Here is a 21,534-nt window from a genome sequence, read left to right as displayed (position 1 = left end):
ACCCATTCACTCATTCCAAATTGACTGTGGGAAAACCAACCGGATTTTTAGAGTTTGATCGTGAACTACCCAAAAAGCGACCCGTTGGGGAGCGGATTCACGACTATAAGGAAATTGAAAGTGCACATAGCGAGGAAGACTCCCGGACTCAGGCCGCACGCTGTATGGACTGCGGTATTCCATTTTGCCATAATGGTTGCCCTCTCGGCAACATTATTCCCGATTTCAACGACGCGGTCTATGACCAGAACTGGGCATTGGCGTACGACATTCTGGCTTCAACTAACAATTTCCCGGAATTTACGGGTCGTATTTGCCCTGCCCCCTGCGAGGCTTCCTGCGTCCTGGGAATCAATAAACCACCTGTGGCCATTGAATTTATTGAGAAATCTATCGCGGAGAAGGCGTATGAAATGGATTTGGTGAAACCCCGACTACCCAAAAAGCGCACTGGCAAAACCGTGGCTGTAGTTGGTTCCGGCCCGGCAGGTATGGCGGCAGCCTCGCAGTTGAATCAGGCAGGGCATACCGTCACGCTGTTTGAGCGTGCTGACCGCATTGGCGGACTACTACGGTATGGCATTCCTGACTTCAAGCTGGAAAAGCGCATTGTGGATCGCCGTTTGGCTATCATGGAACAGGAAGGCATTGAGTTTCGCACCAATGTGGAAATTGGTAAAAATATCAAAGCCGACGAACTACTCCGCGACTTCGACGCCGTGGTGCTTGCTACGGGTTCTACCGTACCGCGTGATCTGAAAATCGAGGGACGACATTTAAAGGGTGTTCATTTCGCGATGGAATTCCTTAGCCAGCAAAACAAGCGCGTATCCGATATTGCCGTAGAAAAAGACCATCAAGGTTTTGATTACAAGAATGGTGAACTTTGGGCCACCGACAAACACGTAGTTGTCATCGGTGGTGGCGATACGGGGTCCGACTGCGTGGGAACTTCAAACCGACACGGGGCAAAGTCAGTGACGCAAATCGAGCTGCTTCCCATGCCGCCGCAGGATCGCGACGCTACGACACCCTGGCCTAACTGGCCCATGATGTTGCGTACCTCTACCTCGCACGAAGAAATGGAAAAACCCGGCGATTCCCGTCAGTGGTCGATCAATACCAAGGCCTTTGTTGGCGATGAGGATGGCAATCTGAAAGCATTGAAAATTGTAAAACTGGACTGGCAGATGAATTCTGAGACGGGTCGCCTGAGTATGCAGGAGGTACCCGGCACCGAAGAGGAAATCCCCTGCGACCTGGCCTTACTTGCCGCTGGGTTCATTCATCCCCAACAAGAACATTTGCTCAATGATCTGGGCTTAGAGTACGATGAGCGCGGCAACATCAAAGCCAATAAGTATCAATCGACCATAAACGAAAAGGTGTTTGCGGCAGGCGATTGCCGCCGGGGGCAATCGCTGGTAGTTTGGGCTATCAGCGAAGGGCGGGAGGCTGCCCGCGCCGTGGATGAGTTCCTTATGGGCGAGTCGCTATTGGCGGCCAAAGCGGTGTCGATGCTTACACCTGAATTCGCCCACGTCTGAATCAGGGCTTCAGGATGAATAAACCATCCCTGTCAATCATTCTTTTTTAAACAGAAAATGAAGGCACATGCCTTCATTTTCTGTTTACTGAGTTCTTCCATTGCTATTCAATACTGCCACAGTTACCAGCAACTGTCCAACATGGCGCATACTGTGTTCAGCGGCATGAACATACAAACCAATGACGGTTGCAGGAATATTGGCCCTGCCAACGCCCCGGATTTCGGTTAAAGTAAGTTCATCGGTAGTACGAAGTTGTTCCAGAGCGCGATCAACTTGTTGGCTGAAATTTTCAACTAAGGATTTCACCGAAATTTCATTATCGGCGTTTCCTTCTGCCTTCAGCATTCGTAGTTGAATTTCAGACAACGCTTTACCCTGCGCATACGTGAACAAGCGGTCCAGCACGCCGGTAAGGTGCTGCAGATGAAAGCCTGCCGATGCCATGCCAGCGGGCCTGTTCCATAATTTTCCCTCATCAATACGTGTTGCCATCTCCAACACTTCTTCCCTGGCCTGAAGCAACGCATGAGCAACAGGCTGCAAAAGCAGTGGGATTTCGGGTAAAGGTCCGCGTAACCAAACTTCCTGTTTCATAAAAAAAAATTTGAAAATAAATACAGGTGGTACATTTAAAATTGGGGAGTCTGAAACGACAAAGCATCGTCTGGAAACGATGCTTTGACAAAAGAAAATTAAAAATCTGCTTAGGAAACTAACTCGGCGTCCAACGAAATCTCAGCATTAAGCAGCTTGGAAATTGGGCACTCCTTCTTAGATCCCTCTGCGATCGTCTTGAATTGCTCCGCGTCGATACCTGGTACTTTACCCTTAAGTACCAAATGACTCTTGCCAACTTCTCCTTTGCCGGGATCAAGAGATACTGTAGCTGTTACGCTCAGCTCGTCGGCAGTAAATCCAGCTTCATTCAGGTCGAAACTTAGCTTCATGGCAAAGCAGCCTGCGTGGGCCGCCGCAATTAATTCTTCGGGATTAGTACCCTTGCCTTCTTCGAAGCGGGTTTTAAACGAATACTGAGCGTTATCCAGTACGGTGCTTTGGGTGCTCACATTACCGGAACCATCTTTGCCGGTTCCTTTCCATACAGCAGTTGCCTTACGATTGATCATGCGTGGTTAAGTTTTGGTTTAATCAGAATTAAAGATTTAACAACACGTCTAGCCAAATAAGCGTTTCCTTGGGAGCAATAAAGTCATAAAGACGCTTTGGGAGCTTGCTGATTATCGCCAGCACACTCTGCCATATAAAAAAGGCCTTCCCGTAAATAAGGGAAGGCCTTGCTCCATTTTAATACTGTTACGAAATAGCCGCCTCTTGGCGGGAGACGTCAGCTACACCATGTTGTAAACAGTTTCGCCGTGCTCGTAGATATCGAGCCCTTCCTCCTCTACACGCTGTGATTCGCGTAGTCCAACTGTCGCTTTGATAACGTAGAACAAGATGAATGAAGTACCTACTACCCATCCCATGACGGTGAATACGCCAATGGCCTGAACACCAAGCAGGGCAGCCCCTCCGCCATTGAGCAGTCCGCCGTCTGTGGCGAACACGCCCACCAGCAAAGTACCTAATGCGCCACAAACGCCATGGACAGAAATGGCACCAACCGGATCGTCAATTTTAAGGGTACGCTCGATGACCTCCAGCGAGAACACCAATACTATGCCGGCAATCAGACCTATAATAGCTGCGCTTGCCAGAGAAACTGCGGCACAGCCTGCCGTGATAGCAACTAAACCAGCCAAAGCGCCATTGAGCGTCACGCTCAGCGATGGCCGCTTGTATCGCATCCAGGAAATAATCATGGCGGCCACTGCCCCCCCGGCAGCAGCCAGGTTGGTGGTGGCAAAAATATGCGCAATGGCAACGGCATTGTCTTTCCCTGACGCCGCCAATTGAGAACCAGGGTTGAAGCCAAACCAGCCCAACCAAAGGATGAACACGCCCAAGGCGCCCAAAACCAGGTTATGACCAGGGATAGCGCGAGCCTGACCATTGACGTATTTGCCACGCCGAGGGCCCAGCAAAGCAGCGCCCATGAGAGCCGCCCAGCCACCTACTGAATGAACAACCGTGGAACCAGCGAAGTCGACAAAGCCCATCTCCGAGAGCCAGCCTCCGCCCCAAATCCAGTGGCCGGAAATAGGATAAATGACAACGGTAATAATAATGCTATAAATCAAGTAGGCACCAAAGCGCGTCCGCTCGGCCATGGCTCCTGACACGATGGTAGCGGCAGTGGCAGCAAAAACGGTTTGGAACATCAGTTTAGTGATCTGCGGCAACCCGTCGACCTCATCAGGCCCGTAGAAAAGGTCGATCTGCCCGATGAATCCGCCAATATCCTCGCCGAACATGATACTATAGCCGATCATCCAGAACACCAATGAACCGATGGAAAAATCCATCATATTCTTCATGAGAATGTTAGCGGCGTTTTTGGCGCGGGTAAACCCTACTTCGACCAGGGCAAAGCCTGCTTGCATGAACATGACCAAACAGGTAGCGATAAGAACCCATACATTGTCCAGAGACATTGACAAGTCAGCTACGGTAGTAGAAAGCTCTTCCATATTATTTTAATGAGTGATTGAGGTAATGAGTGATTGAGTAAGTATTGGACGACACCAACCAGAAATATGGTGTCATGGGGAGAAAGTGGACAGAATGGGTTGGTAAATTCGAAGAGAGCCTGCGTGATACTTTGTTGCGTTTCTATTCACGCACGCTGCGCGGGCTGCCCTGTCAAAATTCACAATTAATTCAGCGCGTCCACGCCCTCATCGGCGTTACGGATTTTTATGCCCCGTTCTACGTCCGAAATGAAGATTTTACCGTCGCCGATTTCGCCCGTTTTGGCCGATGCCATAATGGCTTTGATAGCAGGCTCCACCATATGATCCTGGCAATAGAAAATCACCATGATTCGCTCAATGGTACTTGTGTCGTATACAATCCCGCGGTAGGATCTCTCCTCAACGGCTTTTCCAACCCCTCTGACTTCCCAATAGGTCATAAAGTCGATTCCCGCCCCATGCAGAGATTCCTGCATGTCGGTAAACTTGGTTTTGCGAATAATTGCTTCTACTTTTTTCATGAGGGTTTTTGACTGTTTGGTTAAATGAAAACAATAGATTACTTGGTATTTTCTCAGAATTCAAACTTTCCGTGAACGAAAACCCAGTTTGAATTCATAAACAAAGTACAAAATTATGCATCAACCAAATCTTATTGGGTATTAATACGAATCTTACAATTATTTTTCTGATTAATTATAAAATCATAGCTATTTAATTTTTTTTATTTAGTCAATCACCAAATAAACCACATGAAAAATAAAGTAATAATGATTAGAATCGATTATCGCCCTGATGAAGATTCAGGTTGCGCAGAGGGCACAAAAAAATCCCCGCACGTGTCGTGCGGGGATGTGTCCCTGTACCCGGAGCCGGAGTCGAACCGGCACGGGTGTAACCCCATTGGTGTTTGAGACCAACGCGTCTACCAATTCCGCCATCCGGGCCAATTGCTTGCGCTTTGGGAGGGCAAAAATAGGCAGAAAGCCAGATTTCCCAAGCAAGTGCCGGAAAATTATTTGTTTATTCGTAACGCAGTGCTTCGATGGGGTCTAGTTTTGAGGCTTTTATCGCTGGATAAATTCCTGAAATAACGCCTACGAACACACACACCACGATTCCCATAAACATCCAGAACCACGGGACGATGAAAACGCTATCAGTGCTGATGGAGTTAGAAATGATGTTGCCAATCATGATCCCCAAAAGCAAACCGGCTAATCCGCCCAGAATGCAGATTACAATTGCCTCCATCAGAAATTGAAAACGGATAACCCTGGGGGTGGCACCGAGCGATTTCCGGATACCAATCTCGCGGGTACGTTCGGTGACCGAAACCATCATGATATTCATCAGGGCAATAGAAGCGCCCAGAAGCGTAATGATGCCTATACCAAAGCCTCCCATACGAAGATACCCCGTAATATCTTCGAAATTTTTGGCCAGCGCGTCCGCCCGCTCGATCTCGAACGAATCAGGGTTGCCCAACTCGTCGCCTCTGACACGACGCATAAGACCCCGGGCCTCTTCAATTATATATTCGCTATCGTTGACTTCCGGAGCGGAGGCCGTTATTTGGAAAGTGAGCTGTCGGTTGGCCGCTAATGCGCGTCCCGTTTCCAGCGGCACCAGTATTATCCTGTCGGCATCAGTTCCACCGCCCAGAGACCCTTTTTTCTCCAGAACACCGATAATCTTGAATTGTCCGCCCATGAAACTGATAACTTTATTCATGGGGTCTTCCCTGGGGAAAAGTGTTTTGACAATCTCCTGACCTACGATGGCCACATTCAGCGAGTTTTCCAGATCACTTTTTGAGAAATTCCGTCCTTTGTCAATTTTATATCCCTTAATGGCCAGAAAATCCTCATCCGCTCCGGTAATGACAACGTTGGGGTTTGTTTTAGCTGAAAGGTACTTTACCTGAATAGCTCCACCAATTCGGGACGACAGCGAAACCATAGCTCCATAATCGTTCTTGAAATTGTTGGCAAACACGGTAGCCTCCCGGTAGTCGATGTCTTCGTACTGCTTTTGCTTACGACCACCCGACCTCCGGTTGTCACTCGAATAATTACTGACATCGAATGTGTTAGCTCCTAAATCAGCGAAACTACTGTCCACTGAACTTTGAATGCCGTCGATGGCGGTGAGGATCCCTACCAACGAGGTGATTCCGATGGCAATGATCAGGGCCGTCAGAACGGTACGGAGCATATTGGATTGGATAGACCGCAGTCCTTCCAGGAAGTTTTCTAAGATATTCATTGGCCCGAGGCTACGATTTGCACAATAATTGCTATATATTCGTTATGAAAAATATCAATAAATTCAATAAGGTAAATCTGCACAGGATGCGTCAGAGTATCAAGCCGATGATACGGCTGTTTGTTCCGCTTATCATTTTTTTAGCTATTTCATCTTATTCAATGGCCAATCGGCTGCTGATTCCGATGGACAATACCCAGAAAAACCATTTGAAAGCTTACGGGGTGGCCTTCTGGGTACTTAAAGCCTACAATACTGAAATCGACTGGTTACTCAATTACAGAGGTGGTAGTTTCATGGTCACTTACACCCAGAAATTCGCAACCGAAATGACCATTCGCGGTGTGAGTTTCGAAGTGATTTCTGAGGGCAATGCCGCCCAGATTCTCAACGAAATCGCTTCTCCCGATGCAAATATGGACGCCGTGAAGCTGCAAAAGCCCCCAACGATAGCGGTATATTCTCCCAAGTCCAAACAACCCTGGGACGATGCTGTAACGATGGTACTTACCTATGCCGAGATTCCCTACGATGTGGTGTTCGATGAAGAGGTATTGAATGGAAAACTTCCCGAATACGATTGGCTGCACCTCCACCACGAAGATTTTACGGGCCAGTACGGTAAGTTTTACTCTTTCAAGGATTACCCCTGGTACCGCGAGCAGAAACGGGAGTCGGAGCAAATAGCTGATAAGTTTAACTTCGCGAAAGTATCTTCCATGAAATTGGCCGTGGTAAAGAAAATACAGGAGTTCGTAGCCGGTGGCGGATTCATGTTCGCCATGTGCAATGCTACCGACACGTATGACCTGGCCATTGCCTCCTCTGGCGTGGACATCGTTGAGTCGCCCTACGATGGTGATCCCGCCGATCCCAACGCCAACGCTAAGCTCAAATACGAAGATACTTTCGCCTTTAAGGATTTTAAAGTTTATACCGATCCGTACATGATCGAGTTTTCTACGATTGACAATCAGCCACAGGAGCGCGGCATGAACGAAGACAACGACTACTTCACACTTTTCCAGTTTTCGGCCAAGTGGGACCCGATTCCGACCATGCTCACCCAGAACCATGAGACGCTCATTAAAGGCTTTCTCGGGCAGACTACCGCTTACAAAAATCAGTACATCAAGCCAGAGGTAGTTATTTTGGCTGAAACGAAACAGGCCCACGAAGCCCGGTACATTCATGGTACCTATGGCAAGGGACTCTTCACCTTTTACGGAGGCCACGACCCTGAAGACTACCAGCACCGTATCGGTGAGGAACCCACCGATCTGAATTTACACCCTAATTCAGCAGGGTACCGGCTGATTCTGAACAACATCCTATTCCCGGCAGCAAAGAAAAAGAAGCTCAAAACGTAGAGGGATATTGACTTATAAAACGCCAAAATCCTGACAATCCATAGCCTTACAGCCGATACCACTCCCCCGCCACGCTTCTGGCTTCCACTTTGTCTTCGATCGAGTCAGGTAGTTTCGGGAAGAAATCAACCCCGGTAAGCCTTTCCACCTCGTCGATGGGTACTACGAACTTCGTCAGGGGTTCTTTTGATGGTTTATTATCCATCAGGAAGGCGATCCCTTTCACGTAGGGCGGATTGACGTAAAGTACCACTTTGTAGAATTGCCTGGGTATGGCCACCTTGTTCAACCGGCCTATGGTGGGTAAGCCCGGCTGTAGTACCGGCCCCGTCACTACATACACTTTTTTGTATTTATAAGCCCAGGCCCGGACCATTTTTTCCAATTCGAGCCAGATTCCCCGGTTGAATTGTGGTTGCTGCGGGCATATGTTACTCATATAAAAGGTTTCTTTCATTACCTGATACGAGTTTTTGAAATCGGCAGCGGGAGCCAGGTGCCCTCGATCGTAGCCACTGCGGGTGTAGTCACTGCTTACCGCTGTGCCGCTTTCAACTGCCGGGTCGGGCATGAATTCATTTTCCCTCTCCTCTTTGCCATCAATTTGCTCTTGTTGTAAAGTATAGGCAACCCAGGCAGACAGCTCATACTTTTCCACATATTTCAAAGTATAACCCACCCGCCTCACGAGCTGGTCGTTGGAGCCAATGGCGGGCAGAAAAAAATCGCGTTGGTTGACGATGCGTGTTAATTCCGCGTCGGAAATTTCTGCTTCCTGTCGTTTTACTTTTTCTTTGAAGCCGGATGATGGTTTTTTTGCCTGATTTGAACCGGCCGGATTCGCTGGGGGTTGAGTATCCACTGCCAGAGTATCATAGTCAGTCGGCTCAGGCGCTTTGTAGGGATTGTTGTCTGGCAGATTCTGATCCGTGAATATGGACTTAACATTTTCCCAGAAAGCAACCACCGGTTGGCTTTTGCCTCCGTAATGAAGAAAAAGCCCAATCGTAAAAAAGATGATCAGGAGTAGTAAAGTATTGTTGGGCATTCTAAAACCCCGCCGCCGGTATTGAGCCATTCTGTGATTTTTTGCACAAAGGTACGAAAGCGAAATTCTCCGGTATCGGATCCCAGGATACTGTACCTTTTTTCTTGTTGGCGACGGCAATGGCTGCGCAGTCGACGCAATTTCAAATGCACACGTTAACTACCATGCGAATTGTTATTATTGGGGGCGGGGCAGCGGGTTTTTTAGCGGCAATTACAGCCGCTGAACACAGTCCGGAATCGGAAATAATCATCCTTGAAAAAAATCGAACGGTGTTGAACAAGGTGCGCATTTCTGGTGGGGGACGCTGCAACGTTACTCATGCCTGCTTCGATAATCGTTTGATGGTCAAGAATTATCCCAGGGGCGAGCGTTTCCTAAAACAACTCTTACCCCAATTCGATGTGCAATCCACCATAGATTGGTTTGCGGCCCGGAACGTTATCATGAAAACGGAAGGCGATGGTCGGATGTTTCCGGTTAGCAACTCCTCAGAAACGATTGTGAATTGCCTGATGAGCGAAGCAAGAAAAAATGGCGTGCAAGTCAGGACAAGTACGGCCGTCAAATCGTTTTGCTATCAGGAAGAGGGACGAAGTTTCGATCTCAACTTAACCGATAACACTACCTTGGCAGCCGACCGACTATTGATTGCCTCGGGCGGATATCCCAAGCTTGAAAGTTTTACCTGGCTGGCTGAACACGCTCATGAGGTTGAGCCTCCGGTACCTTCTCTGTTCACTTTCAATGCTCCCGGCAACTACCTGCTTCCCTTATCAGGTGTTTCGGTACAGGATGCCGGGGTCAAAATTATGGGCACTAAATTAGAATGGCGCGGACCGGTACTTATCACACATTGGGGATTTAGTGGCCCGGCCGTGCTTAAACTATCCGCCTGGGGCGCACGTGTGCTGGCTGACAAGCAATACGTCTTTTGCTGCCGCATCAATTGGGTACCTGGACAGACCGAAGCGGAGGTGAGGGAGCGGCTTATGCAGGAGAAGGCAGCAAACCCCAAGCAAATGGTGGCTACCTACGCCCGTTTCGGACTCCCGCTCCGCCTTTGGCGGGCTTTTCTGGAAAATTCCGAAATTGATACTGCGACTCGTTGGGCGGAAATTTCAAATAAGTCTTTGAACCGATTGACCAACTCTTTGACAAATAGCCAATTCGATATCCATGGTAAAAGTACCTACAAGGAGGAGTTCGTGACAGCGGGTGGCGTGGCTTTACACGAGGTGAATCAAACTACTTTGGAAAGCAGTCGTATTCCCGGATTGTACTTCGCAGGCGAAGTACTGAATGTCGATGGCATTACCGGCGGCTTTAATTTTCAAAATGCATGGACAACTGGTTATATTGCCGGGAAAAATATAGCTTTGGATTAATGCTTATCGAGCGTAAATCTGAATTACCCAGCCCCTTTTTCCTAACTTCGTTTTTAGCCGGATAGTACCTGGGGCTTTCGGCTAGTCCAATACCTTCACTTAGCTTACTGACAAATAATGACTTATCCTCAAATAAAGGAAACATCAAACTTCCTGAACGACCTTACCAATAAATTTGAACCCGAAATCGGTATCATTCTGGGCACCGGGCTTGGTTCTCTCGTTGACGACATTGAAGTTGCCTACGAGATTTCCTATGACGAGATACCCAATTTTCCGGTAGCCACCGTCGAATTTCATTCCGGCAGACTTTTCTTCGGCACCCTTACGGGCAAAAGAGTCGTATGCATGCAGGGCCGCTTCCATCATTACGAAGGCTATACCATGCAGCAGGTTGCTTTTCCGGTCCGTGTCATGAAGCTTCTTGGCGTTCACACACTGATGGTCTCCAACGCAGCAGGTGGAATGAACGACCTCTACAAGTTGAGCGACCTGATGATCATCAAAGACCACATCAGCCTCTTTCTCCCTCAAAACCCACTCACTGGTCCCAACCTTGATGAGCTCGGCGACCGTTTTCCTGATATGTGCGATCCGTATGATCCGGCCTTGGTTTCTATGGCTTTGGGTATCGCACGTGAAAAGAAGCTAAGCATTCACGCCGGAGTTTATGTAAGTGTCCCCGGCCCCCATCTGGAAACCCGGGCAGAATACCGGATGCTGCGTATGCTGGGCGCCGATGCCGTAGGCATGAGTACCGTACCGGAAATTCTGGCAGCCCGGCAGATGCACCTGCGCTGCTTTGGCCTGTCCGTTATTACGGATATGGGCATTCCTGAAAAACTGGAAAAAGCAGATATCGCCAAGATCATAGCTGCCGCGAAAAAGGCAGAACCAAACATGACATTGATAATAAAAGAAATGATTGGGCAGTTGTAGGATATTAGAATGCAGGCAACCCTGTCTTTCGTTTGTGAATTCCTGACTGATCACTCTGAACAAAAAATGAAATTTCTTTCTTTAAGACTACTTTTACTACTTTTCCCGATTGCGACATTTCTAAGCAGCTGTGATCGCAGGGATAACAAGCAGGCACCCGAAGTGGTCCCGGAGGGAATGGTTTTCGTACCGGCGGGTGAAAGCGAGGAAGGTGAAGAAATCGATGCTTTTTTCATTGACAAGACTCCCGTAACCGTAGCCGAGTTCCAGAAATTCGTGGAAGCTACTAAGTTCGTCACTCAGGCCGAACGGTTCGGCGACGCAGGAGTGTTCGATGTCAAGACAGGTACTTGGTCATTGGTCAAAGGAGCCAATTATTTACATCCCTTCGGCCCCGATGGTCCCGATGCTCAGCCAGACCATCCCGTTACCCAAGTGTCGTGGAATGACGCAACGTCTTACGCGGAGTGGGCGGGCAAGCGGCTTCCGGACGCCAAAGAATGGTTTCTGGCGGCCCGGTATGGTCTGGAAGCAAAAGAGATCTACTCCTGGGGGGGTGAAAACTGGATCCAGGACGGGGAATATAAAGCCAATTTCTGGCAAGGGAGTTTCCCTACCTATAACACCGTAGAAGACGGTTTTCTGTATACTTCACCCGTTGGCAAGTTCGGGGTGAACAAACTAGGAATGGCCGACATGGGAGGCAACGTGTGGCAGTGGACTACGAAGTGGAAAGATGCGTCGGTCACGGACGAAACGGGCGAAAAAATACAGGTAGGAGGTTCCTACCTGTGTGATCCGGCGGTATGCCATGGTTTCAAAATTGGAAACACCGCATCCTCAACAACTGAAACAAGCCTATGCCATGTAGGCTTTCGCTGCGTGAAAGCTCTTAACTAATCTTTACGACTTCGGCAGGTATATTATGTTGACTGATGACGTCACGGGTGTAGCGGACGTGGCCACGGGGGGCCATCAGATAAAGCTTTCCGCCTTTCATGCTGGCAAGTTCGCTCAGCAACTTCCACTTGGAGATATCCTTCATCATTTTGTCATTCTTGAGGGATACTTCAAGATAGTGCTTGTTGAACATGTTGGTCCCCGTTACATCAGGCGTAAACACCTGATTGTCTTGGGTACGCTCGTATGATTTTGGCGTGTCAAAGCCTTCAATATTCGCTTTGATTTCTTTAAATCCGTGGGATTGCGCCCATTTGACTACGCTTTCAATGAATCCGTCTTTTTCCATATAGGCATAAAATTATTCGCTCTCCTGGCTAATAAAGAAAGCGATGTGAATAAATAAAATCTCTAAGTATGAGGGTTTTTGCGAGAAAGAATCTGCTGCGAAACAGAATCAGAAAATTCGGTTATCGTGCAAGGTACCTCAAAAACCCCTAAAATGCAATTTATCTCTCAAATTCTTCGTCCAATTCAGTTCCCTTTCATCGTATCCTTTCCTACCACTCGCTTTTCAATTAGCACGGCATGAGCAGCAGGCTGGATGTGGGTACCGTCAGAATTGGCATAGATTTTAGTGAACTCCGCACCGAAATACAATATGATTGAGGAGTAATATACCCAGAGCAGTAGGATGATAATTGAGGCCGATGTACCGTAGGTGGCCCCCAGATTCGATTGACCTATGTAGAAACTGATTCCAAACTTACCGATTCCAAACAAGATAGCCGTAAATGCCGCTCCCACAAAGCACTCTTTCCAGCGGATTTTACCATCAGGCAATACTTTAAAAATTACCGCGAAAAGGGTAGTAATGACTAAAAGCGAAATGCCAAGGTTAAGGGTATAGAAAAAGATAACTGATGCCTCGGAAAAATATTTCTCCAGGCTTTGCCCTAACAAGTCGAGCAATGCGTTCACGCCAAGTGAAACCAAGAGCAAAAAGCCCAAAGTCAGAATTAGAGAAAAAGAAAGCAAGCGCGTTTTTAGATATTTAAGCCACCCTTTTTCAGGCCGTGCTTCAATAGACCAGATATAATTGATGGAACTCTGAATTTCGGCAAAAACTCCGGTAGCACCAATCAATAAAGTACCTATTCCGATTGCCGCTGCCACTCCCGATTTATCAGAAAGACTGGCATTTTTCAATATTTCTTGCAGCTGAGAGGCAGCTTCTGATCCTACAAGACCATTGATCTGGTCGAAAACCTGTCCCTGAATCGCATCTCGTCCGAAAAAGATACTAAGTACAGAAATCATGACCAGCAGCATGGGAGCCAGCGAGAATATAGTGTAGTAGGATAAAGCTGCACTCAGTTTCATGCCCTGATCATCCATGAACTGTCCTCCGGCGTCCTTAATAATGTTGAAGTACTTCTTTACAGGATCAGGTAAATTCATATTGCGCTGTTTATTTTTTGGTAAAGAAAATACTCACCACTCCATTTGCTCGTCTTCAAAGGTCCGGTAAGCACGACTTAATTCCAGGTGAGCTTTGCTGTTTTGCTGCTTGACAGCCAATTCTATCCCTTTTTTATAGATGGATTCTGCCGTTTCGTTCTCCTCCAATCCACTAAAAAATTGTGCCGCATGATAGTAAGTAGGCAAGTAGTCAGGGTGATCGGTCAGGAGTTGCCTGTAAAATTCCGCTGCTTTGGTGGCATCGGATTTCTGATACTCCAGAGCCAATGCATACAGGTTGAAGGGGTCGTCAGGATCTTCTTCGTAAAATGACAAGAGTTTTTCGAGGAACGATGTTTCCATACAAAAGTGTTATGCTTGCATACTATTATTATATTTCCGTATATTCGCAACCACTAGACCATTTTTAATAAAGTCAGCAATATATTGACTACCGAATTATGAAAATACTCGTTTGTATTACATCCGTGCCGGATACCACGGCGAAGATAAGCTTTACTCAAGACAACACGCAATTCAACAAAACTGGCGTACAGTTTATCATTGGTCCGTACGATGACTACGCTCTGGCTCGCGCCGTAGAGCTGAAAGAGCAGCATGGCGGCAGCTTAACCGTGCTGAACGTCGGTACCAGCGACAGCGATCCCCAAATCCGAAAGGCTCTGGCCATAGGTGCTGATGACGCTATCCGCATCGACACTGAACCTACTGACTCCTATTTCGTGGCTGCTCAGATCGCCGAGATTGCGCAGAAAAACTCTTATGATCTTATTTTGATGGGCCGTGAGTCCATCGACTTCAACAGCGGCGTAGTCCACGGACTGGTGGGCGAGATGCTGGGCATCCCCTCCTACTCCCCGGTAATGAAGCTCGAGATTACCGATGGAAAAGCTGAATTTGCCCGGGAGATCGATGGGGGCAAAGAATTCCTGGAAGCTGATCTTCCATTGGTACTAGGCTGTCAGGAACCAATCGCGGAATGGAAAATCCCGAACATGCGTGGCATAATGACCGCCCGCTCTAAGCCGCTGAACGTGGTGCCAGCTACGCCAATGGATGATTTGACAGTCCTGAAAAAGTACACTTTACCCGCTCCGAAAGGTGAATGTAAAATGATCGCAGCTGAGGATGCTGAACAACTGATAGCACTGCTGCGAACGGAAGCGAAAGTTTTATAACAATGAATGGTGTAGGGGCCATCTGGGCAATTTGAAAATTTCCCTGCACTCGTCATTCAGAATTCATCACTCAAGACTCAAAGAAAATGTCAGTAATCATATTTGTAGAACTCGATAACGGCTCCATCAAGAAATCTTCGCTGGAAGCCATTTATTACGGCTCGAAAGTCGCCGAAAGTACCCAAACCACGGCCACTGTACTCGCCATAGGCTCTGCCGAAGAAAGTGCTTTAAAGGAGGCTGGAAAGTTCGGCGCTCAAAAAGTGTTGCATGCCAATGACGGGAAGCTGTCACATGAAAACAGCCTTGCCTATGCAAATGTGCTTGCGCAGGCCGTGGAGCAAGAAGGAAGTAAAATTATCATCATGGCGAAATCGGGCCTAGGTGATGCCGTGGCGGCGCGTGTAGCTGCCAAGCTAAAAGCTGGAATTGTTTCCGGTGTCACAGAACTACCAGACACCAGTTCGGGCTTCACGGTAACCCGTGCCATCTATACAGGCAAAGCCTTCGCCAGCGTGGAGCTAAATTCCGATACTAAGGTGCTGGTTGTTCGTAAGAATGCGGTGGAAGCGGTGGCAACCGAAGCTTCGGCCAGCGTGGAGGTGTTCGCCCCTACCCTGCAAGACTCCGATTTTGCCGCAACGGTAAAGAACGTGGAGAAAGCCAGCTCCGAACTTTCGCTCACGGATGCCGACATCATCGTGTCGGGTGGGCGGGGTATGAAAGGCCCTGATCACTGGGACCCACTTTTGGAACTGGCTGATGCCCTTGGCGCGGCCACGGGCTGTTCCAAGCCCGTGTCTGACCTGGATTGGCGGCCTCACCACGAGCACATCGGGCAGACGGGGATCAAAGTAGCCCCAAACCTGTATATAGCCTGCGGCATTTCGGGAGCGATCCAGCACCTGGCCGGAGTTAATGGTTCCAAATGCATTGTAGTGATTAATAAAGATCCCGAAGCGCCGTTTTTTAAGGCCGCCGACTATGGCATCGTGGGTGACGTATTCGACGTTTTACCTCGATTGACAAAAGCTGTAGAAGCTGCAAAATAAGTACTAACAGTAAATTCAACCCGTCCGGCATTTTTTAATGCAGGGCGGGTTTTCTATTTTTGCGTTTTTATTTCCCTGGGGAGTCTAAGCCGATGTTCTCGCATCTCACCCGACTTCAACTTTGTCTAGTGAAAAAAATCAAGTTAGAAATATTGGGCCTTTCGCCCAGCCAGTCGCAGACAGGTTCTTTTGCCCTGGTGTTGGGTGAGGAGCTGGGCAATCGCCGGCTGCCGATTATTATTGGGGTATTTGAGGCACAGGCCATCGCGGTGCAAATCGAGAATATCGTGCCCAACCGCCCTATGACCCACGACCTATTCAAGTCATTCGCCGAAGGGCTCAACTACACTCTCAAAGAAATCGTCATTTCTGATCTCAGCGAGGGTATTTTTTATGCCAAGATTGTTTGTGGCGATGATCTGCGCGAGGTAGAAATAGATTCTCGCCCCTCTGATGCCATCGCCATTGGGCTACGCTTCGATGTTCCAATCTATACTTTTGAATCCATTCTTTCGGAAGCAGGAATCGTGGCGAGCGCTCTGAACGAGGAAGAGGAAACAGATGATGATGACCTGGTTCGTGAAACGTTGAAAACCAAAGGTTCCTTCAATGAGCAAATCCGTGATATGTCCAACGATGTATTGCAGAAAATGCTGGACGAGGCCCTTGCCAAGGAAGAATACGAAAAAGCCGCCAAGATTCGGGACGAGTTGGAAAAGCGGAATTAAGTTGTTATTGCCTGTAGCTTTGGCATTTGAGGTTTAGCAGAAGGTGTTTTGCCTTAAACGAATGGCCTATAAAAGCTTTGGCGGTCCGGCTTCCCGATCTCATCGTTTTACGAATCGTGTCAAAAAATAACGTAGGTCCAGACCCTGAGTATACTCCGATTGGGTCAAGTTCAAGGAATCGGATTCCAGGTAAGTTAAAAATCGTTAAGTCAGCCCGACTTCGCAGTGCCGACGAATTAAAATCAGTAGTTTTGCGATAAGTCGCCCACCGGGAATTGCATCAATGGCCAAGAAAAAAAAGATTGGGAGCTATCCCAACACCATGATTATCATCAGCCTTACGGCAGCGCTTTTCCTCATCGGGTTTTGCGCGATGCTGGTGATTCAATCCAAGAAACTCGTCTCGATTATCCGCGAAAACATTGACGTAAGCGTCTTTGTAGACAAAAGCTTATCTGAGGCCGGACGTGATTCTATTCTGATGGAAGTGCGACAAAAACCATACGTCCAGCCCCTTGGCGACAGTACAGACATTACCTTCGTTTCGAAAGAGCAGGCCGCAAAGGATTTCATGGAAGGTACCAAAGAGGATTTTACGGCGTTTTTGGGCGAAAATCCGTTGCGCGATAGCTACCGCGTCAAAGTGAAGGAAGATTACTTCGAGGAATCAAGGCTTAAAGCCATACAGCAGGATCTGGAAAAAATAAATGGTGTGTACGAAGTAGTGTATCAGGAAAACCTCGCTGATGCTATTAATAAAAACATCACCAAACTATATATTGTCCTGGCCTCCTTTGCTTTGGTGATGCTGATAATCATTGTTTTACTTATTAACAATACCATTAAACTCGCCATTTATTCCCAACGCTTCTTGATCAGAAGTATGCAGCTGGTAGGCGCGACGAACGGCTTTATTCAACGCCCTTTTTTAATGCGAGGTGCCACGCAAGGGGTAGTAAGCGCTCTGTTGGCCTCTTTCTTCCTGATCATCTTAGAGCAGATTGCCGTTAGAAACGTGGAAGGTATGGCGCAGTTGCAGGAATATGAAAAACTGGCTGTCGTTCTGGTTATGCTCGTTTTATTAGGCATACTCATCGGCATGGTAAGTACCACTCAATCGCTGCATCGCTATTTGAAAATGTCACTGGATGACCTTTATTGAATGGATAGTTGACAATGGATAATGGACTATTATTCTTCGTCCCATCAATAGGGTTTCTGCAAAAAGTTGACCGTTTCCTCATTATCCATTGCTATTTTTCCATTATCAATTGAATAAACATGACTCCCAACAAAGATCACCTACCGTTCCACGCGGCTAATTATCGCTTCATGCTCATTGGTTTGGGCATTATTTTACTTGGCTTTGTCTTAATGAGTCTGGATAAGGAAGAGTTTGGCTTCGGGGTACTGGGGCTGACGGTCGGGCCCATTATCACGGTAGCGGGTTTTATTTTTGAGTTTTGGGCTATTCTGCGTAAACCGGCGAATCAATGACCATTTGGCAGGCTATTATTTTAGCCATAATTGAAGGCATTACCGAGTTTTTGCCCATTTCCTCTACGGGCCACATGATCATCGCCTCCTCGGTCATGGGAATCAGCCATTCCGAGTTTGTTAAGATGTTCACCGTGAACATTCAATTTGGAGCTATCCTATCGGTGATTGTGCTCTATACCCGCCGTTTTCTGCAAACCACCGATTTTTACTACAAACTATTTGTGGCGTTTCTGCCCGCTGCCGTTATTGGATTCCTGCTGAACGATTATATCGACGCGCTGCTGGAAAATGTGGTTGTCGTGGCGATTATGCTTCTGGTAGGCGGCATCGTGCTGGTATTCATCGACCGCATCGCTCAGGACCACCCCAAGGACCGCGAGATAACTTACCCCGAAGCGCTGAAGATTGGATTTTTTCAGTGCATTGCCATGATTCCCGGCGTGTCGCGCTCGGCGGCAACCATCATTGGTGGAATGTTCCAGGGACTTACCCGCAAGCAGTCAGCGGAGTTTTCCTTCTTTCTGGCAGTACCTACAATGGCCGCAGCGGCGGGCTACAAGTTTCTGAAAACCTACGAAATCATTCAGGCAGAGGACATCAAAATCCTGCTACTGGGTAATTTGGTGGCTTTCATCGTCGCCATGGCTGCCATTAAGTTTTTTATCAATTTCCTGACAAAATATGGCTTCAAGGTGTTTGGCTACTACCGTATTGTACTGGGAATCATCTTATTGGTCTTGATTGCGATGGGCTATGAGTTGGATATCGTCTAGGCATGAGGCAAAATCCGCAAAATTCAGAAGCACCTGATGAGGGTGAGTTGATTCTGATCGACAAACCTCTGACCTGGACTTCTTTCGATGTGGTCAAGAAGTTAAAATGGGGGTGTAAATTTAAAAAAATCGGTCATGCCGGGACACTCGATCCGCTGGCCACGGGACTGCTCATCCTGTGCACGGGACGCATGACCAAGCAGATTGACTCCTATCAGGCTCAGGAAAAGGAGTACGAGGGTACTTTGGTGCTGGGCAAAACTACCCCTTCGGTGGATCTGGAAACCGACTTCGACCAGGAATTCCCCACTGAACACATCACCAAAGAAGATCTGGCTAACTGCGCCCGTCAGCTCACGGGTACTTTGCAGCAGCTACCGCCCATCTACTCGGCAGTGCGTGTGGATGGTGAGCGACTTTACAAAAAAGCCCGCCGGGGCGAAACCGTAGAGATCAAGCCTCGTGAAGTGACGGTATCGCTTTTTGAGGTCAATTCTGAAAATTTCCCCGAAGTCCAATTCAGAATCATCTGTTCCAAAGGCACCTATGTGCGTAGTTTGGTAAGAGATTTCGGGCAATTGCTGAACAGCGGCGCCTATCTCTCCGCCTTACGGCGCACCCGCATTGGCGAATACCGAGTGGACGAGGCGAGCCAGCTGGAAGAGTTTATTCAGAAAAAAAGAGCCGATCTTGGCTTTGATAAGACGTCATGAAGGTCTACCACTCCCTGGAATCTTTCACTCCTCTGAAAAATGCTGTGGTGACAAGCGGTACTTTTGACGGCGTTCATCAGGGACACCGTAAGATTTTAAGCCGCCTCTCGGAAGTTTCGAAACAACAGCAAGGCGAAACGGTAGTGCTCACCTTCTGGCCTCACCCGCGCATGGTAGTTTCGGAAGACAGCCACGGCTTGCAACTGCTTTCGACAATTGAGGAGAAAATTGAACTTTTCCGCGGGTTAAAAATCGATCATCTTATCATACTGCCCTTCACCCGCGCCTTCTCAGAACTGAGTCCCACAGAGTTTATTCAGCAGGTATTGGTGGAAAGTATCGGTACCAAACGTTTTGTCATAGGGTACGACCACCGCTTTGGAAGAAACCGTGAGGGAAGTTTCGAATTTCTTCAAAGGGTGGCACCAAACTACGGTATTCAGGTAGAGGAGATTCCGCGCCAGGACATTGATGAACTTGCCATCAGTTCCACCCGCATCCGAAAAGCCCTGCTGGCAGGTGACATAGCGGTGGCCAATGGACTGCTGGGGCGCCCTTATCAGTTTTCGGGAGTAGTGGTGAAAGGAAAACAGTTGGGACGCACCCTCGGCTACCCTACGGCTAATATCGATGTGAAGGAAAACTACAAGCTGATTCCGGCCAATGGCGTGTACGTGGTAAAAGTCAAACACCAGGAAAAGGTCCACCACGGGATGCTGAACATCGGTGTCAGGCCTACGGTGGATGGCACGAGCCGCACCATCGAGGTAAACCTTTTCAACTTTGATCAGGATATTTACGGAGAGAAACTGAGTGTCGAGTTGCTCGCTTACCTGCGCACCGAGTTGAAATTCGGGAACCTAGATGACCTGGTAGCACAAATAGCCGAAGACCAACAAAAAGCCATTACATACTTGAATGAATGATCAGGGGAATAAGAACCCTCCTGATCATTCATACGCAATCAACTTATCCGCACGTAGCTACCAAGTACTTTCATCAAACTACCGTACTTCTTTAAAATCTCCTGCACGGGACCATCTTCGTAATGCCCTTCGAATTCCACAAAAAACCAATAGCGGAATGACGAACCTTGTCGTAGCGGACGGCTTTCGATCTTGGTGAGGTTGATACCCCGATCGTAAAAATCTTTCAGGAAGTCAAAAAGCACGCCGGGCTTATTGGTATTAGGCAAGTTGGCGATGATGGTAGTTTTGTCCGCCTGGCTTTTCTGGTTCTGAAAATCTTTCGAGATGATCAGGAAGCGGGTCCGGTTCTGGTCGCTGTTGCCAATGTTGTCGAATAACACCGGAACACCATAAAGCCGCGCCGCGATGTGCGAGCAAATCGCGGCAGATTCGGGTTCAGTGAAAGCCAGTTTTGCCGCCTTTGAGGTTGACTCCACCGGAATCAGTTCGACGCGATTGTCTTCAAAATATTCCCGCAAAAACGTGCTGCACTGCCGGAAAGCGATATCCTTAGAATAAATCCGGCGGATCTGAGTCAGCGAGTCGTTGAAAGAAGCAAAGCCAAAATGGATGGAGAGAAGTACCTCCGCAGCTATGTGCAGCTCTTTTTCCCGTAGCAGATCCACGGTCTCCCCTACCATACCTTCCTGGTTATTTTCCAGGGGCACCACGCCAAAGCGGGCGCGCCCGGTCTCCACGGCATCAAAGATGGAATGAATCGTAGGCAGAACCAGGTATTCGCTCATACCGCCGAAGCGGCTTTCTGCTGCCTGATGCGTGAAACTACCCTCCGGCCCGAGATAAGCGATGCGTTCAGGTAATTCCAAGTTCCGCGCTACGGCGAAAATTTCCAAAAAAATCGCTTCGATTGCCGACCGCGACAACAGCCCATCGTTCAGCTTGCCAAGGCGATCCAGAATCTGCTTTTCGCGCTCGGGCCGGTAAATAACGGTCTTCTGGGAACGCTTCAATTCGCCCACGGCTTTCACGTACCCCATCCGCTCGTTGAGAAGCGACAGCAGTTCGTTATCCAGACTGTCTATGCGTTTTCTTAATTCTTGTAAATCCAAAATTCAATGTTAG

At 48.2% G+C, this 21,534-nt stretch carries 23 protein-coding genes and 1 tRNA gene; 13 read left to right on the top strand and 11 right to left on the bottom strand.

The window, feature by feature from the left end:
* Positions 1–26: 26 nt before the first annotated feature.
* Positions 27–1,547, top strand: a complete 1,521-nt coding sequence (locus IE117_RS16385; RefSeq protein WP_189565563.1) for a glutamate synthase subunit beta — start codon at positions 27–29, stop codon at positions 1,545–1,547.
* Between the two features lie 84 nt (positions 1,548–1,631).
* On the opposite strand, the gene IE117_RS16380 is transcribed toward IE117_RS16385, so the two are convergent.
* The 6 genes from IE117_RS16380 to IE117_RS16355 all read right to left on the bottom strand — a co-directional run bounded on the left by IE117_RS16380 (position 1,632) and on the right by IE117_RS16355 (position 6,412).
* Positions 1,632–2,144 carry a DinB family protein gene (locus tag IE117_RS16380; protein WP_189565562.1) on the bottom strand — a complete coding sequence of 171 codons (513 nt, stop codon included), beginning with the start codon at positions 2,142–2,144 and terminating at the stop codon, positions 1,632–1,634.
* A gap of 110 nt (positions 2,145–2,254) precedes the next feature.
* Complete coding sequence (locus tag IE117_RS16375) at positions 2,255–2,677, bottom strand: OsmC family protein (protein WP_189565561.1); 423 nt, start codon at positions 2,675–2,677, stop codon at positions 2,255–2,257.
* A gap of 222 nt (positions 2,678–2,899) precedes the next feature.
* Entirely contained in the window at positions 2,900–4,141 is a 1,242-nt protein-coding gene (locus tag IE117_RS16370; RefSeq protein ID WP_189565560.1) for an ammonium transporter, read from the bottom strand.
* Between the two features lie 185 nt (positions 4,142–4,326).
* Positions 4,327–4,665 carry a P-II family nitrogen regulator gene (locus IE117_RS16365; RefSeq protein ID WP_189565559.1) on the bottom strand — a complete coding sequence of 113 codons (339 nt, stop codon included), beginning with the start codon at positions 4,663–4,665 and terminating at the stop codon, positions 4,327–4,329.
* A 342-nt stretch (positions 4,666–5,007) separates the two neighbouring features.
* A tRNA-Leu gene (locus IE117_RS16360) sits at positions 5,008–5,091 on the bottom strand.
* Positions 5,092–5,167: 76 nt separating this feature from the next.
* Positions 5,168–6,412, bottom strand: a complete 1,245-nt coding sequence (locus IE117_RS16355) for an ABC transporter permease (RefSeq protein ID WP_189565558.1) — start codon at positions 6,410–6,412, stop codon at positions 5,168–5,170.
* 107 nt (positions 6,413–6,519) lie between these two features.
* Between IE117_RS16355 and IE117_RS16350 the strand changes: the two genes are divergently transcribed.
* Entirely contained in the window at positions 6,520–7,782 is a 1,263-nt protein-coding gene (locus IE117_RS16350) for an asparagine synthetase B (RefSeq protein ID WP_189565960.1), read from the top strand.
* A 46-nt stretch (positions 7,783–7,828) separates the two neighbouring features.
* On the opposite strand, the gene IE117_RS16345 is transcribed toward IE117_RS16350, so the two are convergent.
* Positions 7,829–8,860, bottom strand: coding sequence for a DNA/RNA non-specific endonuclease (locus IE117_RS16345; RefSeq protein WP_189565557.1), 1,032 nt, complete (start codon positions 8,858–8,860; stop codon positions 7,829–7,831).
* A gap of 116 nt (positions 8,861–8,976) precedes the next feature.
* On the opposite strand from IE117_RS16345, the gene IE117_RS16340 reads away from it, so the two are divergent.
* The 3 genes from IE117_RS16340 to IE117_RS16330 all read left to right on the top strand — a co-directional run bounded on the left by IE117_RS16340 (position 8,977) and on the right by IE117_RS16330 (position 12,057).
* Positions 8,977–10,218 carry a BaiN/RdsA family NAD(P)/FAD-dependent oxidoreductase gene (locus IE117_RS16340; protein WP_229581029.1) on the top strand — a complete coding sequence of 414 codons (1,242 nt, stop codon included), beginning with the start codon at positions 8,977–8,979 and terminating at the stop codon, positions 10,216–10,218.
* 117 nt (positions 10,219–10,335) lie between these two features.
* Positions 10,336–11,157: a purine-nucleoside phosphorylase gene (locus IE117_RS16335; RefSeq protein WP_189565556.1), complete on the top strand. Its 822-nt coding sequence runs from the start codon at positions 10,336–10,338 to the stop codon at positions 11,155–11,157.
* Between the two features lie 66 nt (positions 11,158–11,223).
* Positions 11,224–12,057, top strand: a complete 834-nt coding sequence (locus tag IE117_RS16330; protein ID WP_189565555.1) for an SUMF1/EgtB/PvdO family nonheme iron enzyme — start codon at positions 11,224–11,226, stop codon at positions 12,055–12,057.
* Here the strand turns inward: IE117_RS16330 and IE117_RS16325 are convergent.
* The 3 genes from IE117_RS16325 to IE117_RS16315 form a co-directional block, all read right to left on the bottom strand.
* Positions 12,050–12,406 carry a hypothetical protein gene (locus IE117_RS16325; protein WP_189565554.1) on the bottom strand — a complete coding sequence of 119 codons (357 nt, stop codon included), beginning with the start codon at positions 12,404–12,406 and terminating at the stop codon, positions 12,050–12,052. The genes IE117_RS16330 and IE117_RS16325 overlap by 8 nt on opposite strands.
* 185 nt (positions 12,407–12,591) lie before the next feature.
* Positions 12,592–13,518, bottom strand: coding sequence for a YihY/virulence factor BrkB family protein (locus IE117_RS16320; protein WP_189565553.1), 927 nt, complete (start codon positions 13,516–13,518; stop codon positions 12,592–12,594).
* Between the two features lie 33 nt (positions 13,519–13,551).
* Positions 13,552–13,881 carry a tetratricopeptide repeat protein gene (locus IE117_RS16315; RefSeq protein WP_189565552.1) on the bottom strand — a complete coding sequence of 110 codons (330 nt, stop codon included), beginning with the start codon at positions 13,879–13,881 and terminating at the stop codon, positions 13,552–13,554.
* 98 nt (positions 13,882–13,979) lie between these two features.
* Here IE117_RS16315 and IE117_RS16310 point away from each other — a divergent pair, with 98 nt between their 5' ends.
* The 8 genes from IE117_RS16310 to IE117_RS16275 all read left to right on the top strand — a co-directional run bounded on the left by IE117_RS16310 (position 13,980) and on the right by IE117_RS16275 (position 20,409).
* Positions 13,980–14,717, top strand: a complete 738-nt coding sequence (locus IE117_RS16310) for an electron transfer flavoprotein subunit beta/FixA family protein (protein ID WP_189565551.1) — start codon at positions 13,980–13,982, stop codon at positions 14,715–14,717.
* An 86-nt stretch (positions 14,718–14,803) separates the two neighbouring features.
* Complete coding sequence (locus IE117_RS16305) at positions 14,804–15,769, top strand: electron transfer flavoprotein subunit alpha/FixB family protein (RefSeq protein WP_189565550.1); 966 nt, start codon at positions 14,804–14,806, stop codon at positions 15,767–15,769.
* Positions 15,770–15,897: 128 nt separating this feature from the next.
* Positions 15,898–16,497, top strand: a complete 600-nt coding sequence (locus IE117_RS16300; protein WP_189565549.1) for a bifunctional nuclease family protein — start codon at positions 15,898–15,900, stop codon at positions 16,495–16,497.
* Positions 16,498–16,780: 283 nt separating this feature from the next.
* Positions 16,781–17,659 carry a cell division protein FtsX gene (locus tag IE117_RS16295; protein WP_189565548.1) on the top strand — a complete coding sequence of 293 codons (879 nt, stop codon included), beginning with the start codon at positions 16,781–16,783 and terminating at the stop codon, positions 17,657–17,659.
* Positions 17,660–17,778: 119 nt separating this feature from the next.
* A complete protein-coding gene (locus tag IE117_RS16290) occupies positions 17,779–17,994 on the top strand; it encodes a DUF3098 domain-containing protein (RefSeq protein ID WP_189565547.1) in 216 nt (71 codons plus the stop codon).
* On the top strand, positions 17,991–18,770 hold the full coding sequence (locus IE117_RS16285) for an undecaprenyl-diphosphate phosphatase (RefSeq protein WP_189565546.1): 780 nt from the start codon (positions 17,991–17,993) through the stop codon (positions 18,768–18,770). The genes IE117_RS16290 and IE117_RS16285 overlap by 4 nt, the downstream gene beginning before the upstream one ends.
* A 2-nt stretch (positions 18,771–18,772) precedes the next feature.
* A complete protein-coding gene (gene truB / locus IE117_RS16280; RefSeq protein ID WP_189565545.1) occupies positions 18,773–19,483 on the top strand; it encodes a tRNA pseudouridine(55) synthase TruB in 711 nt (236 codons plus the stop codon).
* A complete protein-coding gene (locus tag IE117_RS16275; protein WP_189565544.1) occupies positions 19,480–20,409 on the top strand; it encodes a bifunctional riboflavin kinase/FAD synthetase in 930 nt (309 codons plus the stop codon). Before truB ends, IE117_RS16275 begins: the two co-directional genes overlap by 4 nt.
* A gap of 38 nt (positions 20,410–20,447) precedes the next feature.
* Here the strand turns inward: IE117_RS16275 and pheA are convergent, their stop codons facing one another.
* Positions 20,448–21,521, bottom strand: a complete 1,074-nt coding sequence (pheA, locus tag IE117_RS16270; RefSeq protein ID WP_189565543.1) for a prephenate dehydratase — start codon at positions 21,519–21,521, stop codon at positions 20,448–20,450.
* Positions 21,522–21,534: the final 13 nt, after the last annotated feature.

Source organism: Persicitalea jodogahamensis (assembly GCF_014651615.1).
GTDB classification, from domain to species: Bacteria; Bacteroidota; Bacteroidia; order Cytophagales; family Spirosomataceae; genus Persicitalea; species Persicitalea jodogahamensis.
Note: the sequence above shows the minus strand (reverse complement) of the source record. Positions and strands in the feature narration are given on the sequence as shown.

Excerpts from the sequence above, each read along its gene's own strand:
- IE117_RS16370 (WP_189565560.1), bottom strand. The coding sequence starts at position 4,141 with ATGGAAGAGCTTTCTACTACCGTAGCTGACTTGTCAATGTCTCTGGAC.
- IE117_RS16340 (WP_229581029.1), top strand. The coding sequence starts at position 8,977 with ATGCACACGTTAACTACCATGCGAATTGTTATTATTGGGGGCGGGGCA.
- IE117_RS16320 (WP_189565553.1), bottom strand. The coding sequence starts at position 13,518 with ATGAATTTACCTGATCCTGTAAAGAAGTACTTCAACATTATTAAGGAC.
- IE117_RS16275 (WP_189565544.1), top strand. The coding sequence starts at position 19,480 with ATGAAGGTCTACCACTCCCTGGAATCTTTCACTCCTCTGAAAAATGCT.
- IE117_RS16330 (WP_189565555.1), top strand. The coding sequence starts at position 11,224 with ATGAAATTTCTTTCTTTAAGACTACTTTTACTACTTTTCCCGATTGCG.
- IE117_RS16345 (WP_189565557.1), bottom strand. The coding sequence starts at position 8,860 with ATGGCTCAATACCGGCGGCGGGGTTTTAGAATGCCCAACAATACTTTA.
- IE117_RS16355 (WP_189565558.1), bottom strand. The coding sequence starts at position 6,412 with ATGAATATCTTAGAAAACTTCCTGGAAGGACTGCGGTCTATCCAATCC.
- IE117_RS16315 (WP_189565552.1), bottom strand. The coding sequence starts at position 13,881 with ATGGAAACATCGTTCCTCGAAAAACTCTTGTCATTTTACGAAGAAGAT.
- IE117_RS16335 (WP_189565556.1), top strand. The coding sequence starts at position 10,336 with ATGACTTATCCTCAAATAAAGGAAACATCAAACTTCCTGAACGACCTT.
- IE117_RS16350 (WP_189565960.1), top strand. The coding sequence starts at position 6,520 with ATGATACGGCTGTTTGTTCCGCTTATCATTTTTTTAGCTATTTCATCT.
- truB (WP_189565545.1), top strand. The coding sequence starts at position 18,773 with ATGAGGCAAAATCCGCAAAATTCAGAAGCACCTGATGAGGGTGAGTTG.
- IE117_RS16295 (WP_189565548.1), top strand. The coding sequence starts at position 16,781 with ATGGCCAAGAAAAAAAAGATTGGGAGCTATCCCAACACCATGATTATC.
- IE117_RS16375 (WP_189565561.1), bottom strand. The coding sequence starts at position 2,677 with ATGATCAATCGTAAGGCAACTGCTGTATGGAAAGGAACCGGCAAAGAT.
- IE117_RS16380 (WP_189565562.1), bottom strand. The coding sequence starts at position 2,144 with ATGAAACAGGAAGTTTGGTTACGCGGACCTTTACCCGAAATCCCACTG.
- IE117_RS16365 (WP_189565559.1), bottom strand. The coding sequence starts at position 4,665 with ATGAAAAAAGTAGAAGCAATTATTCGCAAAACCAAGTTTACCGACATG.
- IE117_RS16310 (WP_189565551.1), top strand. The coding sequence starts at position 13,980 with ATGAAAATACTCGTTTGTATTACATCCGTGCCGGATACCACGGCGAAG.
- IE117_RS16325 (WP_189565554.1), bottom strand. The coding sequence starts at position 12,406 with ATGGAAAAAGACGGATTCATTGAAAGCGTAGTCAAATGGGCGCAATCC.
- IE117_RS16305 (WP_189565550.1), top strand. The coding sequence starts at position 14,804 with ATGTCAGTAATCATATTTGTAGAACTCGATAACGGCTCCATCAAGAAA.
- IE117_RS16285 (WP_189565546.1), top strand. The coding sequence starts at position 17,991 with ATGACCATTTGGCAGGCTATTATTTTAGCCATAATTGAAGGCATTACC.
- IE117_RS16290 (WP_189565547.1), top strand. The coding sequence starts at position 17,779 with ATGACTCCCAACAAAGATCACCTACCGTTCCACGCGGCTAATTATCGC.